At 44.9% G+C, this 13333-nt stretch carries 14 protein-coding genes and 1 riboswitch; of the genes, 10 read left to right on the top strand and 4 right to left on the bottom strand.

The window, feature by feature from the left end:
• Positions 1-9 precede the first annotated feature (9 nt).
• The 5 genes from ABD744_RS08615 (at position 10) to ABD744_RS08595 (ending at position 3740) form a co-directional block, all read left to right on the top strand.
• Positions 10-411, top strand: a complete 402-nt coding sequence (locus ABD744_RS08615) for an ectoine synthase (protein WP_344797475.1) — start codon at positions 10-12, stop codon at positions 409-411.
• A 47-nt stretch (positions 412-458) separates the two neighbouring features.
• Positions 459-791 (top strand): hypothetical protein, encoded by a 333-nt coding sequence (locus ABD744_RS08610; protein ID WP_344797473.1) that lies wholly within the window; start codon positions 459-461, stop codon positions 789-791.
• 10 nt (positions 792-801) lie between these two features.
• Positions 802-2241, top strand: coding sequence for an aspartate kinase (locus ABD744_RS08605; RefSeq protein WP_344797471.1), 1440 nt, complete (start codon positions 802-804; stop codon positions 2239-2241).
• Entirely contained in the window at positions 2226-3131 is a 906-nt protein-coding gene (locus ABD744_RS08600; RefSeq protein WP_344797469.1) for a tetratricopeptide repeat protein, read from the top strand. The genes ABD744_RS08605 and ABD744_RS08600 overlap by 16 nt, the downstream gene beginning before the upstream one ends.
• Before the next feature lie 132 nt (positions 3132-3263).
• The gene (locus ABD744_RS08595; RefSeq protein WP_344797467.1) at positions 3264-3740 is read left to right on the top strand and encodes a DUF695 domain-containing protein; all 477 of its coding nucleotides are present in this window, start codon (positions 3264-3266) and stop codon (positions 3738-3740) included.
• Between the two features lie 88 nt (positions 3741-3828).
• On the opposite strand, the gene ABD744_RS08590 is transcribed toward ABD744_RS08595, so the two are convergent.
• Positions 3829-6036, bottom strand: a complete 2208-nt coding sequence (locus ABD744_RS08590) for a molybdopterin-dependent oxidoreductase (RefSeq protein WP_344797465.1) — start codon at positions 6034-6036, stop codon at positions 3829-3831.
• A gap of 49 nt (positions 6037-6085) precedes the next feature.
• On the bottom strand, positions 6086-6457 hold the full coding sequence (locus tag ABD744_RS08585) for a 4a-hydroxytetrahydrobiopterin dehydratase (RefSeq protein WP_344797463.1): 372 nt from the start codon (positions 6455-6457) through the stop codon (positions 6086-6088).
• Between the two features lie 76 nt (positions 6458-6533).
• Here ABD744_RS08585 and ABD744_RS08580 point away from each other — a divergent pair, with 76 nt between their 5' ends.
• Positions 6534-6848: a VF530 family protein gene (locus tag ABD744_RS08580; RefSeq protein ID WP_344797461.1), complete on the top strand. Its 315-nt coding sequence runs from the start codon at positions 6534-6536 to the stop codon at positions 6846-6848.
• A gap of 103 nt (positions 6849-6951) precedes the next feature.
• Here the strand turns inward: ABD744_RS08580 and ABD744_RS08575 are convergent, their stop codons facing one another.
• Entirely contained in the window at positions 6952-7494 is a 543-nt protein-coding gene (locus ABD744_RS08575) for a YaeQ family protein (RefSeq protein WP_344797459.1), read from the bottom strand.
• Positions 7495-7635: 141 nt separating this feature from the next.
• Between ABD744_RS08575 and ABD744_RS08570 the strand changes: the two genes are divergently transcribed.
• Positions 7636-8301: a glutathione S-transferase gene (locus ABD744_RS08570; protein ID WP_344797457.1), complete on the top strand. Its 666-nt coding sequence runs from the start codon at positions 7636-7638 to the stop codon at positions 8299-8301.
• Here ABD744_RS08570 and ABD744_RS08565 read toward each other — a convergent pair.
• Positions 8288-9967 (bottom strand): methyl-accepting chemotaxis protein, encoded by a 1680-nt coding sequence (locus ABD744_RS08565; protein WP_344797455.1) that lies wholly within the window; start codon positions 9965-9967, stop codon positions 8288-8290. The genes ABD744_RS08570 and ABD744_RS08565 overlap by 14 nt on opposite strands.
• Before the next feature lie 217 nt (positions 9968-10184).
• On the opposite strand from ABD744_RS08565, the gene ABD744_RS08560 reads away from it, so the two are divergent.
• The 3 genes from ABD744_RS08560 (at position 10185) to nikR (ending at position 13305) form a co-directional block, all read left to right on the top strand.
• Positions 10185-11720, top strand: a complete 1536-nt coding sequence (locus ABD744_RS08560) for a hypothetical protein (RefSeq protein ID WP_344797453.1) — start codon at positions 10185-10187, stop codon at positions 11718-11720.
• A gap of 45 nt (positions 11721-11765) precedes the next feature.
• Positions 11766-11945: riboswitch (cobalamin riboswitch) on the top strand.
• A gap of 71 nt (positions 11946-12016) precedes the next feature.
• Positions 12017-12697 (top strand): energy-coupling factor ABC transporter permease, encoded by a 681-nt coding sequence (locus ABD744_RS08555; protein ID WP_344797451.1) that lies wholly within the window; start codon positions 12017-12019, stop codon positions 12695-12697.
• A 134-nt stretch (positions 12698-12831) separates the two neighbouring features.
• Positions 12832-13305 (top strand): nickel-responsive transcriptional regulator NikR, encoded by a 474-nt coding sequence (nikR, locus tag ABD744_RS08550; RefSeq protein ID WP_344797449.1) that lies wholly within the window; start codon positions 12832-12834, stop codon positions 13303-13305.
• The last annotated feature ends 28 nt before the right edge of the window (positions 13306-13333 follow it).

Raw genomic sequence — 13333 nt, 5'->3', positions numbered from 1 at the left:
AAATAGGTTATGATAGTTAGACAGTTACAGGATGCAGAGCAATCCAATCGCTTTATTAAAGACCCTAAAGGCAACTGGGACAGTACGCGTCTTCTGCTAAAAGAAGATAAAATGGGTTTTTCTTTCCATGTCACCACGATTTATAAAGACGCTGAATTTCAAATGCATTATCAGAATCATTTGGAATCAGTGTTTTGTATGTCCGGCGAAGGAGAGGTAGAGTCGTTAGAGGATGGTCAGGTCTATCCTATTAGCCCTGGGACAATTTACATTCTTGATAAGAATGATAAACACATCTTACGGGCTCGATCTGAAATGAAAATGGCTTGTGTGTTTAATCCTCCTTTAAACGGGAAGGAAGTTCATAATAAAGATGGTGCATACGAACTCACAGCTGACGCCATTGACTGATTGCTCGTCTTTTTTGTTTGCTATTTTGAACATAAAGGTGACGTAACATGATTATGACAGCCACTCAGGTGGAAGAGCTTAAAGAAGTGATTCAGTTCAGAGTTGAGTTACTCAATGAGTTAATCAAAGAAAACGTTAAAACAGCAAGCGAATCGAATGCAGATGATGGCTGGCCTATTGTGCCAGCCAAAGAGCTTTCCAGTATTGAGCAGCAGGTAATTGATAACGCTCAGCGTGAAATTCTGGACTTAACCAAGACATTAGCTTGGCTGGATACCGATTTCGGCGGACGTTGTGAGGCGTGTGGTGAAGCCATTGAGTTTGAAAAGCTAAAATCGGCTCCTGCAAATCGAAGCTGTGAGAATTGTATTCAAAGATGAAAGGATCGGAATGAAGAATCATAGTGTTGAAAAGATTGGTGGCACTTCAATGAGTGATTACCAGTCTGTTCGAGATAATATTATTAAGAAGCATGATGGCAACTCGCCTTATGGTCGTGTGTTTGTTGTGTCGGCCTATGGCGGCATAACGGATAAGTTACTGGAACATAAAAAAACTGGCCAACCTGGCATTTATGCCTTGTTCTCAGACAGTGTTAATGACAGCAACTGGGAAGATGAAATTGAAAAACTGAAATACCAGTTTTTGGCCATCAATCAGGATTTGTTCATTGATCGTGCTTTGGGTAAGGAAGCGGATCAATTCATCGAGCGCCGGATTGACGATGTTAAAGATTGCCTGACCAACCTTCAGTCTTTATGTCAGCATGGGCATTTTTCCTTGGATCAGCACTTGATTGCGGTTCGTGAAATGCTGGCAAGTCTTGGTGAGGCACACAGCGCCTGGAATATGGCAAAGTTGCTGGAGTCTGATGGATTCAATACCCGTTTTGTAGATCTGACGGGGTGGAAGCTGGAACAGCAATTCAGTCTTGATGAGCACATTGAAAAGGCGTTTGCTGATATTGATATTCAAAATGAATTGCCGATTGTTACTGGCTATGCTCATACCGACACTGGGTTGATGTCTACCTTTGACCGAGGCTACAGTGAGATGACCTTCAGCCGGATTGCGGTTGTTACGCAGGCCGCTGAAGCCATTATTCATAAAGAATTTCACCTTAGCAGTGCTGACCCAAGGTTGGTCGGGGTTCGTAAAGCTGTGCCCATTGGCCGAACAAACTATGACGTAGCGGATCAACTGGCCAATCTTGGTATGGAAGCGATTCACCCGAAGGCCGCGAAGGGGCTTCGTCAAAGCAATATTCCGTTAAGGGTAAAAAATACCTTTGAGCCGGAACACACAGGTACTTTAATCACCAGTGACTACGTGAGTGATGTTCCTAGAGTTGAAATTATTGCCGGCTGTAAGGGCGTGTACGGGATCGAAGTTTTTGATCAGGACATGGCAGGTAACATCAGCAAGTATGATTCGACTATTTTGGCCACCATTGATCGCTTCAAGGTGAATGTTGTTGCTAAAGACATCAATGCGAATACTGTTTCACATTATGTGTCGACCAACTTGAAGACCATTAAGCGTATTGTGAAAGTGCTGGAAGAAAGCTTTGCTGATGCTGAAGTTAACTTCCGTAAGATTGCGATCGTTTCTGCTATCGGCAGTGACATGCAAGTACCAGGTATTTTGGCGCAAGCCGTTAATGCGCTGGCTGAAAAGAATATTTCTGTGTTGGCGATGCATCAATCCATGAGACAAGTGGACATGCAGTTCATTCTGAATGAGTCGGACTACGATGAATCCATTCAGGCATTGCACAGTCGTTTAGTTGAAATTCACGATCATGGGCGCGCTATATGTCTCGCATCTTAGCGTTTGTTCTGTTTGTCTCTTTCTCTGTCACGGGATGGGCTGTATCTGCTGAAGTGCAGGATAAAGCGGTGCAGGAAAAAGAACCTGACGTGAAAATAGAGAAAGAGCAAGTACTGGAGCGTGTTAACGCTTTGGAGAAGCCGTTGTATACGCCTTTTATCGAGCGTTATGTGTTGGATGAAATCAAGCAGCTGCGTGTTGATCTCGGCGCTCAGAAAGCAGAGTTGATCCAACAGATTGTCGACAGACAAATTAATTCGATTGACCGGGGCGTTACCTATGCCACAGATACGGTGACTTACTTCTTTTATTTGATTGCAGCGGCGAGTTCCATTTTGGTGGTGGTAGGGTGGAATTCCATCCGGGACATTAAAGACCGTGTTCATTCGTTGGCGGATGAAGAAATTGCTAAATTGGTCAAAGAATATGAAGGACGTTTATCTCATATTGAAAAGCAGTTAACTCAGAAGACACGTCATATCAGGCAGAATAAAGAAGAAATTGAGCTGACTCAGGAAATACAATCTCTATGGTTGCGTGCTGGTCAGGAAAATAACCACCAGAACAAAATTCTGGTTTATGATCAGATTTTGAAACTGAAGCCAGGAGACTGTGAAGCTTTGACTTATAAAGCGGATGCGGTTCTTGAAATTGGCGAGCCTCAATGGGCTGCAAACCTGTGTCGCCAAGCGTTAAGCATAGACTCACATAACAGCCATGCTTTTTATCAGTTGGCGTGTTCTTATACGGCGCTTGGTCTCTACGATGAAGCCATTCAGTATCTTGGTGAAGCGTTAAAACAGTCGGATTCTTATAAAGCTTATCTGATGTCGGATGAGGCACTAAAACCTCTGTATGATCATGAAGAGTTTCAGAAACTTACGGCTTAATTAATCCCTCCTTTCTAAAGTGCATTGGTCGACCCTTTCAAGAGTCTGGCATCAGGATATTACTGATGCCAGATGTTTTGTCTTCCGTTATAATCGCGCACCTGTTGATCAATCTTTTATAGTGAACAAACCATGACAGATGAAAAAATCACCCAGTACGATGTGAGTATTCCCAAAGAAGAGCACGGCAGTTTGACGTGGGAAGAGCATAAAATGCCTGCGTATTGCTCTGTAAATAAAGCTTTGGCGCATTTCAAACATAAAGAAGTGTTCGGGTGGCATTTGGCGATTGTCATTGAATGTGAAGCCCAGTTAACCACCGGGCAACCGACACCGGAAGAAAAAGAAATCGTTGATAAATTTTGTGGCGCTTTGGTGACTAAGCTAACAGAAGAGAATAACGCGCTGTTTTTAGCAAAATCAACATGGAATGGTTGTTATAACTTGTTTCTCAGGGTGTATGACCCGTATGTTGCGGACGACTATCTGAAGAGTGTTCTTGAACAAGAAACCAACCCTCGTGAGATGGAATATCATATGGAGCAAGACAAAGAATGGAAGTTTGCTCAACACTATATCAAACCGTTTGAGAAAACAGACATAATGTAATCTTTTCGCTAAAAAGCCCATAACTTAAGTCATTCATACACTTAAATTATGGGCTTTTTCTGTTTTTTCTCTCTCAGAATATGTTGATTTAGGCTTCCTGTGCCTCTGGTTCTGCTGCTTCACGGTGTTTTTGTTGGGACGTGTTGGGTTTTGTCTTCGGACAAACCTTAACGGTAAGGCCATTTAACACGGCTGTGCCACAAAACTGATCAATCATGTTGTCGTCGGTTAAGTCGTTGGCATTGGCACCAGCGTACTTTTCGGCGGTAGACCATCGAGTGCCTTTTTTATTGTGACCCCAGCCGTGAGGTATACTGATGACGCCTTTGGCTATTTGATCCGTGATTTCAATGGGTAAGGTGATGCTGCCTACCGAAGAGGTGATCTCTACAGTTTCACCGTCTTTTAGCTTGAGAGCGTGACAATCCGAAGAGTGCATCATGACAGTACAGCGGCTTTTGCCTTTGACCAGCCTGCGGCTGTTGTGCATCCAGGAATTGTTACTTCTGATGTGTCGCCTTCCAATCAAAGTGAAGTTGGCCTTGTCCTCTTTGTCTGCCTGGGGTTGTTTAAAGAACGTATTCTCAAGGCGCGTTAAATCTTTCATGAAGAAATCGCGGGATAACTCTATTTGTTTGTTCTTGGTTCGAAGCCCGTTTGGCAGTTGTGGCTTGAGTGGCCCTAAATCTATGCCATGAGGGTTGGACTTTAATGCTTTTAGGGTTAAGCCTGAAAAAGGGTTTAATAATTTGCCATAGGGGCCGGTTCTGAGCAGTAAGTCCAGTTGCGCTGTCGGCCCGTATTTTTTATGGAAGCGATGAATCAATTTGTCTCTGAGTGATTTTTTGCTTTTCAAACGATCCGTCAATGAAAGGTAAATTTCCCAGTCTTGCTTGGCGTTGTTTGGCGCGCTAAAGAGGGCCGGAGAGAATTTGGCGGTGTTGCGAACCGAAAGTAAATTAAAGATTAAATCGTAGTGATCCCGCTCTAATTGAGAAACGGGCGGTAAGATGATGTTTGCATGTCGATTGGTTTCGTTGAGGTAAAAGTCAATCGAGACCACAAAGTCCAATTCCTGGAGTGCCTTATCCAGTTTGTTGCCATTCGGGGTGGATATTACAGGATTGCCTGCGGCGAAGATCATGGCTTTAATCTGATCTTTGCCGGGCGTCAGGATTTCATCTGCAAGAGTCGCAACCGGAAACTCCCCGTTAAATTCTGGTAGGTTTCTGACGCGTGAGCGGTATCGGTCGAAATGGCCTTTGCTGGTATGGCTAAGTAAGTCGGCAGCGGGTTGGGTAAACATCATTCCGCCTTCGGTATCGACTCGGCCATTCAGTAGGTTGAAGACCATGATCAGGTATTGGCTTAATGTGCCAAATGACTGAACTGAGGCTCCCATTCTGCCATAACATACCGGTTTCTTTGCTTCGCTGAACGCATAGGTTAAGCGTCGGATTTCAACGGAGTCCATGCCTACTTTATCTGCAACGCGTTCCGGCGAATATGGGATGACATCTTCTCTTAGTGCATCCAGCTCATTGGAGAGCAAGTGATTACAGCGATCGTCTATGATGTTGCTTTCAAAAATTACATGAATCATTGCGAGCAGCAATAAGGCGTCTGTGCCGGGCTTTATGAAATGGTGTTTATTCGCCATTTCGGCCGTTTCTGTTTTACGGGGGTCGATGACAATGATTTTTCCTCCGCGTTTCTGAATGGCTTTGATTCGGTTTTTAATGTCCGGGCTGGTCATGATGCTGCCGTTGGAGGCCACAGGATTGGCGCCAAGCATTAAAAAAAAGTCGGTTCGATCGATGTCGGGAACGGGCATTTTAAGCATGTGACCGAAAAGCTTGGATGCCACTAGGTGGTGAGGTAGTTGATCAACGGAGGTGGCCGAGTACATGTTCTTAGTATTGAGGGTTTGCAACAACTCACGGCCAAAAAGCAGTGCTCCCATGTTGTGTACATTAGGGTTGCCTAAATAGGTTCCTACTGAATTTTGCCCGTATTGTGTCTGGATTCGTTTTAGATTTGCGGCCACTTTATCAAAAGCTTCTTCCCACGCTATGGTTGTCCAGCCGTGTTCAGTGCGTTCCAGTGGTTTGGTCAGGCGTTCCGGATCTTCGTATATGTCTTGCAATGCCGTTGCTTTAGGGCAAATGTAACCACGACTGAAAGAATCCTGCTTATCACCTTTGATTGACAGAATTTGCTCGTTATCCGTTTCTATTGCCAAGCCGCACATGGCTTCACATAGATTGCAGGTGTGATAGCTTGTTTTTCGGGTCATCGCCTCATCCTTGGTTATTTTTTTATTGTTGTCATGGTTTGATGTTAAATCATTCTTTCGTGGTTGAACGCTGATAGATTTGACTGGTTCTGGCAGCCATAACGAAATCATTCATGTGCAGGCCATGAATTTTGTGTGTCCACCATAAAACAGTGGTTTTACCCCATTCTGTTCTGATTTCCGGGTGATGGTTTTCTTTTTCTGCTTCCTCGCCGACTTTGTTGGTGAAGTCCAAGGCCGCTACGAAGTTTTTAAACTTAAATACGCCGATAAGTTGTTTGGTGCCTGATGTGTCGATAATGCTCCAGCCAGGTAGAGTGTTAAGTAACGTCTCGGCTTCCTGATCGGTGACTTGGGGGGCTCCGGCCTGGCAAGCCTGACAGGTTTTTTGGTGAAGTGGTTCAGAGCTGGAAGCAGTCATTTCTCGGTTCCATGATCAAATAGATCGGTAAATGGGTTAGAATGCATTAATAATAGACGTTTAATTGGAGTTCTCTATGTCAGGTTCGGACAAAAATCACTCTCAGTCGCATGATCCGTTACACGGTATGACGCTTGAGAATATTCTTGAGGAGTTGGTTGATTACTATGAGTGGGAAGAAATGGCTCGGCGAATACAAATTAACTGTTTTAAGAAAGACCCAAGCATCAAGTCCAGCTTGAAGTTTCTTAGGCGAACGCCTTGGGCGAGAACGAAAGTGGAGCAGTTGTTTTTAGAAATGCGCACAGGAGAGCAGTCTAGCGGTCATTCTGCTAAACCTGCCCATTCTGCTATACCTGCCGTCGACCCGTGGGCGAAACATCGTTCGTGACGGGCCATCCTTTTTCGCTAGTGCTGTAGTTTTTTAGCGACATTGTTGTTGATAGTGATGTGGTTTTTGAGCGTGGTGCAGTTTTTGATAGTGATATAGAGCGTTAGTTGGTTTTTAGCCGGGGTGGGGTAATTTCAACGGTGGTTGTTTCGTTGCCCAACCAGATTTGGCCATCCTGAATGGTGCATTGAAGCTGCATGTTTCTGTCGGTCAGCTCCGTTAAAGCTTTTGATGCCGTCTCATCGATGTTTAAAATGCTCAGGTTGTTAAAGCGGTCAAACTTATCCTGGTTTTGATCCCACCAGACTTGCGCTGAGTTTCCGCCGTAAGTGATTAAAATAACCTGCTTAGATTTGCCTGCGGCTTTGCGTATTCTTTTTTCATCGGGTTGACCAAGGTCTATCCAAAGCTCGATTTCGTCAGACAAGCTTTTTTGCCACAAGTCGGGTTCATCATCAGTACTCAAACCTTTGGTGAAAGAAAGTTGCTCATGAGCATACAAGGCGAAGGCTAATACTCTGAGCATCATTCGTTCATCTGTTTCTGATGGGTGTCGAGCAATCGTAAGCTCGTGACCTGCGTAGTAGTGCCTATCCATGTCTGAAATCTGAATGTCTGCTTTGAAAATGGTTGCTTTTAGTGCCATAGAGAACTCGACGAAAATGGAATATGAGTGGGTGAATGGCCGCATCATAACATGAAACCTTCAGTGCGAATTACGACAGCGGTTGATTATCTGGTTGAATAAATTAGACTCTCGGCTCCATATTGAGTGTTGATTGGTTTTATGACGTCCAAATTTAAAGTGCCTGTTTTATATTCTTTCAGGCGTTGCCCTTATGCAATGCGCGCCAGGATTGCGATCAAACAAAGTGGCATTAATGTTGAACTGAGAGAAATCACCTTGAAAAATAAGCCGAGCCATATGTTGACGTTGTCACCTAAAGGCACGGTGCCCGTGTTGTGGGTTGGAGAGGGACTGGTGGTTGATGAGAGTTTTGACATCATGCTGTGGGCTCTGACTCAAAACGATCCGAACGGCTGGCTGCTTAATAATAACGAGTTGTTGTTGAATGAGGCGCTAGCATTGGTTGAGATGAATGATAATGAATTTAAAGGGCATTTAGACCGCTATAAATACTCGGTGCGTTTTCCTGAAGACTCCGAAGAAAATTATCGGGCCAAAGGCGAAACTTTCCTGACGTTGTTGGAGAATAAGCTGATGAAGCATGACTTCCTGATGGGCGACCATTTCAGTTTGGCTGACGCAGCCATAGCACCATTCATTCGCCAGTTCGCGCATGTTGATAAGGCGTGGTTCGATCAGTCGGATTATGGGCGTGTAAAGGTGTGGTTAACCAACTTTTTAGAGTCTGACCGCTTTACTTCCATAATGAAAAAATACGCCCCCTGGGTTGAGGGCGATGAACCTACGTACCTTATTTCGTCTTGATCGAGTGGGAGAGCGTGTTTAGCTGTTCAGCGCTCTTCGCTAAGGATTCCGCTTCGTTAGCGGTTTTATGAGAGAGTTCTGAGATATTTTGTATTTGTTCGGTCACATCCTCCATCTGAGTATTCTGTTTGGTGGATAGTTCCTGGATATTAGCGTTCATTTCCGTTGCTGAAGTCATGGCGTCAGATATGGTAGAAATTGACCCTGAAACCGATTCAAATTGGGTAACGCATTCTTCGGCTTTAGTCTGCCCGTTCTGAATAACGGATATGGCTTTGGCTGCGCCGTTTTGCAATTTCTCAATCATATTCTGAATCTCTTCGGTAGAGGATTGAGTCCGGCTGGCTAACGTTCTGACTTCATCGGCGACAACGGCAAAACCTCTGCCTTGTTCTCCTGCTCGTGCTGCTTCAATGGCGGCATTGAGTGCCAGTAAATTGGTTTGTTCGGCAATGCCTTTGATGACATCCAATACGCTGCCGATCTCTTCGGTATCCTTGCCGAGCATTTCAATGGATGCGGTTGCATTCTGGACTTCGCTGGCGAGAGAGCTGATTAAGTCGGAAGACACCATGATTTCAGACTTGCCTTCGTTGGCGGCCTTTGCTGCGTTCTGAATAAGCTCGGTTGCATGTAGAGAGTCGGAGGTAATGGTTTCAATGGCTGATGACAGTTCTGCGACCGAGGAAACCAGATGGTCGGTGGCCTGAGATTGTTTGTTCATAGACGCCAATGTGGAGTTTGCGTCGTCGGTGACATGATTGGATACATTCACCAAATCACTGGACATATCGCCCAACAGTGACTCCGTTGCATGAGACTTTTGGTTTACCCGGTTGAAGGCTCTAACGATATGGGTGATTTCATTATTACCTCGTTCATCCAGCCCTTCATCAATGTGAGATTTACCCTCGTATATGTCCGTAAGCCCTTTGTTTAGCCACATCAGTTTTTTCTGAATGACTTGTCGGTAGACAACAGCAAGGATCATTAAGAGAACAATCATAAACACTGCAAGAATAATAAGCAGTAAATACGAGAGAGACTGGCCTGTGCCAATTTGGTTGGAAATGTCTGTTTTTACTTCCAAAACGCCTCGCACATCGCCCAGATTCCAGTCGTTTTTGGGGGTTTCAGGGTGTTTGTTATGGCAGGTAACACACACCTGAGCAGACATAGTGTCCGCAATGGCGACGCGCAGTGTTTGTTTGTCGTTTTGTTCTTCGATACGGTAAAAGCGCTCTTTAGGATTGTTTTGCAGATAATCCCAGGCGTCTTGTTCGAAGCTGTCTAAGCGGCGGCTAGCCCGGTTAGGGAAGGGGAAGGCGCTGTAGAGCTTGAGGCTTAATCCTTTTTTTTCGAACTCAGAAGATAAATCATGGATAAGGGTGGCGGGTAATGGAATCGAGTTTTGTTCTGTTTTGTGATTAAACGACCCTTTTAAGTCAGAGTTGGAAATGACTTTTTTGATGACGTTTTTAGTGTAGTAACCCCGGAGAATTTTATACTCCTGTACTTTCTTTTCAGACGACATGACAGCTTGGCTGATTGCATGATCTTTAATGTATGAAGGGATGACCAACCAGAAGCAGAAAAGTGAAATCAGGAACACGCTGACGACGGGTATTACGAAATATTTGAATAAACTATCAGTCAATAAGTTCATAATATAACTCACAGAAAATACCTCTATTTACTATAGTCAATACTAAAAATTTTGTTGCTGTTTTTGTGTTTTCGGCAGCTTGTGTTGGTGTGTGGCAAGTATTTTTTGTGATTCCAGACAGAAGGTAGTCGATTGCTTTTTGTGCCCGCCGATAACCTCTAATGGAGGTTTACGTTTTTAAGCTTGGCCGCTTAAAAACATTCAGGCTGGAGGTTTTATGAAGATTGTTGCATCGGAAGTGCAGATGGACTCTGCTGCGCGACGTTTATATCAATACGAGTCAAAACAAAACGCATTGATTGGTGATGATGAGTTGCTCGAAGGTGAGCAAGGAAACTTTTCCAATGGCGTGATTGTCGGTATCTCAGAAAATGCGAAGCTAAAATACCAGCAAGAGCTTGAGCAGTATGCGTATCGCTCAAGTGATATTTCTTTGGGAGCTACAGAAACAAAAAACACAGATCCGACAGAAGCGAAGAAATTCAGGTCTTCGGATTTTGTGCGTGCAGCTGCGGATGTTGTTCTTCAGGGAAATAAGGCGGCTTCACGAGTGGCTGTCCCAGTGAATGCTGTCGCAGTGAATGCTGTCGCAGTGAATGCTGTCGCAGTGAATGCTGTCCCAGTAAATGTTGCCGCAGCGAATGTTGTCGCAGCGAACGCTGTTTCCGCTAATAGTATTCAGGCTGTTGGTGAGCAAGTACCGCTTGAGGTTCCCGGAAATAACATTATTAATGTCACGACGATGGTGGAAGATCTCAATCTGCAACCACTGACGGCAAGAGGCTCTGGGTTGATGCGTGTTGAACAGTACACGCGCTCCTACACCGAGCAATCTCAGATATATAACGGCTATGGGACAGTGAGTACGTCAGATGGTCGGGTGATCAATTTTGGGTTGTATTTGGCCATGGAGCGTTCTGAGACGATCGAAACAAGTTCTGAGCTGTTGGTTAATGTTTCGCCGATGGTTGATCCATTGGTCATTAACTTTGGCTCAGAGAGTGCGACCTTGAATGATCAGTTTTTTGAGTTCGACATCGACAGTGATGGTGTGGCTGAAACGATAGCGACTTTGGGTAAGGGCAGTGGTTATTTGATGCTGGATCGTAACGGTAATGGTTCGGTTGATGATGGTTCTGAGCTTTTTGGACCTGCAACGGGAAGGGGCTTTGAGGAGTTGGCTGAATTTGATCACGACGGTAATTTATGGATCGATGAGTCTGATCCTGTGTTTGATCAATTGAAAGTCTGGGTCACCGATGAGCAGGGGAATGACAGTCTGTTAACCCTGAAAGAAACGGGGGTTGGTGCAATTTATCTTGGGTCTTCGGCGGCCGATTTTGATTTGGTTTCTCGGGAAGGTTTGCCTTTAGGAAATATAAAAGCGAATGGCGTGATGTTGATGGAAAATGGTGAAGTTCGCTCCGTTCAGGAAATTGATTTGGTGGATCACACTGAGGAAAACCGTCAACCGAATCAGCCGAAGGTCATGAGTGAAGAGGATATTGAGGATGAGATTAAAAACTTTGCCTTACAGGCGGAGTCTGATGGGGCTGCAGAGGAAGAAGCTGAAGCCGGTCTCATTCGAATTTCTCCCGATGTGGCTGAAGCGCTCGAACGTTTGAACAACTTGAGAGAGGAACAGAAGGCTTACAGTGAATCTCTTCGTGAAGAACAAGAGGAGCGTAAGTCCGTCACTGAGTTGATCATCGAGGCAATGAACTCGGCCGTTTTTCAAAAGGAACCTGAATAAGGCGCATTAATTCAGCGCCGTGATTGACATGGCCGGGGTTTTGCCATAGTTTGCTCCCGTTCGAGTGTTCACTACGTGAAGTAAAAGGGAAGTACGGTGTTTAATCCGTCGCTGTCTCCGCAACTGTGATCATCTAAATGGTATCTCTATCCACTGGCAATAGCTGGGAAGGTTAGAGTGTATGCCGATGTAAGCCAGGAAACCTGCTCGAAACTCATCGAAGATACCTGATTAAAGCGACCGCGCTTTAACGGGGTCTTCATATCTATTCGGAAAGAAATAGGAAACAAGACTCGATGCATATTGAACCAGGCGTTGTGAATGGCGCTAAACTTTTATTGAGCTACGGCTCTTCGGCCGTCTCTTTTGGCATAATGTCTAAGCTGGCGCTGGATGCCATTAAACAAAGTGGCTTCGGCTCTTTGGTCGTGAAAAGCTTATTGACCACACTTTTTGTATTTATTTTCTTTGAAGTGTACCCCAAAGAACCGGTAGGTGTCTCAGAAGTCCATATCATTCTGGGGTCTACTTTGTTTCTTATTTTTGGCATGGCTCCGGCTGCCATTGGCCTCGCGGCAGGCTTGTTCATTCAGGGGGCGTTCTTTGCTCCGTTTGATCTGCCGCAATACGGAATGAATGTAACCACTTTGCTGATGCCTTTGTTTGCAATGAGCTGGGTTGCCAAGAAGGTGATTCCTGAGCAAACAGCGTATAAAGATTTGACGTACCTTCAAACTCTTAAACTATCGGCCGCTTATCAAGGTGGAATTATTTCCTGGGTGGCATTTTGGGCGTTCTATGGCAGCGGATTTGGCGCTGAGAACCTGGCGTCTGTTGGCTCATTCTGCCTGGCGTACACCTCTGTGATTCTGGTTGAACCTTTGATTGATTTGGCCGTGCTTGCAGGCGCAAAAACTGTGCACCGTTTTAAAGATTCCGGTGTGTTTGAGCGTCGTCTTTATAATCCTGCGGCTTAATAGCATGTCACTGAATTTGGCATGATATAAAGTTGGTATGATCTTAATGTTCGTTTGAGAAAGTGATTTTGCTGTGTTTGATGAAAGCACAGCAAGATCCGCTGATAAATTTTGGTAGCAAAGGAAGACCGAACGTGGCTTTAGAACGCATTTCTGTTTCGCTTGATGAGGACTTGATTGAGAAATTTGAGTCTTATCTGAAGGTGAATGGGTATAAAAATCGTTCAGAGGCAATCCGGGATCTCATTCGCGACAAGCTTGAATCGGATGTTGTGGAACAGGATAAGAATGGCCACTGTGTTGGCACCTTGACCTACGTATACAACCATGACGAACGAGAGCTTGCCAGAAGGCTTACTCGGGTACAACATCATCACCATGATGTAGCCATTTCTACCTTACACGTTCATTTAGATCATGATAACTGCATGGAAACGGTGGTGCTGCAAGGGCGTATTGCTGAGGTACAGGCATTTGCCAATGCGATTATCAGCCAGGCGGGTGTCAGGCACGGTAAGCTGAATCTGGTTCCTGCCGAAGTTCAGGGTGAAAAGCATAAGCACGGTACGTCAGAGCACTTCCACACGCATACACATCCGAAAACTTAATCGTTGTTAACTTTAGTAGCCCCGCAGA

Source organism: Litoribacillus peritrichatus (assembly GCF_039537985.1).
In the GTDB taxonomy this organism is placed as follows: domain Bacteria; phylum Pseudomonadota; class Gammaproteobacteria; order Pseudomonadales; family Litoribrevibacteraceae; genus Litoribacillus; species Litoribacillus peritrichatus.
The sequence above is the reverse complement of the archived record's forward strand: the minus strand, read 5'-3'. Positions and strand labels throughout refer to the sequence as shown.

Bases quoted from the DNA above. Each gene is read 5' to 3' on its own strand.
- ABD744_RS08610 (WP_344797473.1), top strand. From the start codon at position 459: ATGATTATGACAGCCACTCAGGTGGAAGAGCTTAAAGAAGTGATTCAG.
- ABD744_RS08595 (WP_344797467.1), top strand. From the start codon at position 3,264: ATGACAGATGAAAAAATCACCCAGTACGATGTGAGTATTCCCAAAGAA.
- ABD744_RS08560 (WP_344797453.1), top strand. From the start codon at position 10,185: ATGAAGATTGTTGCATCGGAAGTGCAGATGGACTCTGCTGCGCGACGT.
- ABD744_RS08585 (WP_344797463.1), bottom strand. From the start codon at position 6,457: ATGACTGCTTCCAGCTCTGAACCACTTCACCAAAAAACCTGTCAGGCT.
- ABD744_RS08555 (WP_344797451.1), top strand. From the start codon at position 12,017: ATGCATATTGAACCAGGCGTTGTGAATGGCGCTAAACTTTTATTGAGC.
- ABD744_RS08590 (WP_344797465.1), bottom strand. From the start codon at position 6,036: ATGACCCGAAAAACAAGCTATCACACCTGCAATCTATGTGAAGCCATG.
- ABD744_RS08565 (WP_344797455.1), bottom strand. From the start codon at position 9,967: ATGAACTTATTGACTGATAGTTTATTCAAATATTTCGTAATACCCGTC.
- ABD744_RS08605 (WP_344797471.1), top strand. From the start codon at position 802: ATGAAGAATCATAGTGTTGAAAAGATTGGTGGCACTTCAATGAGTGAT.
- ABD744_RS08575 (WP_344797459.1), bottom strand. From the start codon at position 7,494: ATGGCACTAAAAGCAACCATTTTCAAAGCAGACATTCAGATTTCAGAC.
- ABD744_RS08615 (WP_344797475.1), top strand. From the start codon at position 10: ATGATAGTTAGACAGTTACAGGATGCAGAGCAATCCAATCGCTTTATT.
- ABD744_RS08580 (WP_344797461.1), top strand. From the start codon at position 6,534: ATGTCAGGTTCGGACAAAAATCACTCTCAGTCGCATGATCCGTTACAC.
- ABD744_RS08600 (WP_344797469.1), top strand. From the start codon at position 2,226: ATGTCTCGCATCTTAGCGTTTGTTCTGTTTGTCTCTTTCTCTGTCACG.
- ABD744_RS08570 (WP_344797457.1), top strand. From the start codon at position 7,636: ATGACGTCCAAATTTAAAGTGCCTGTTTTATATTCTTTCAGGCGTTGC.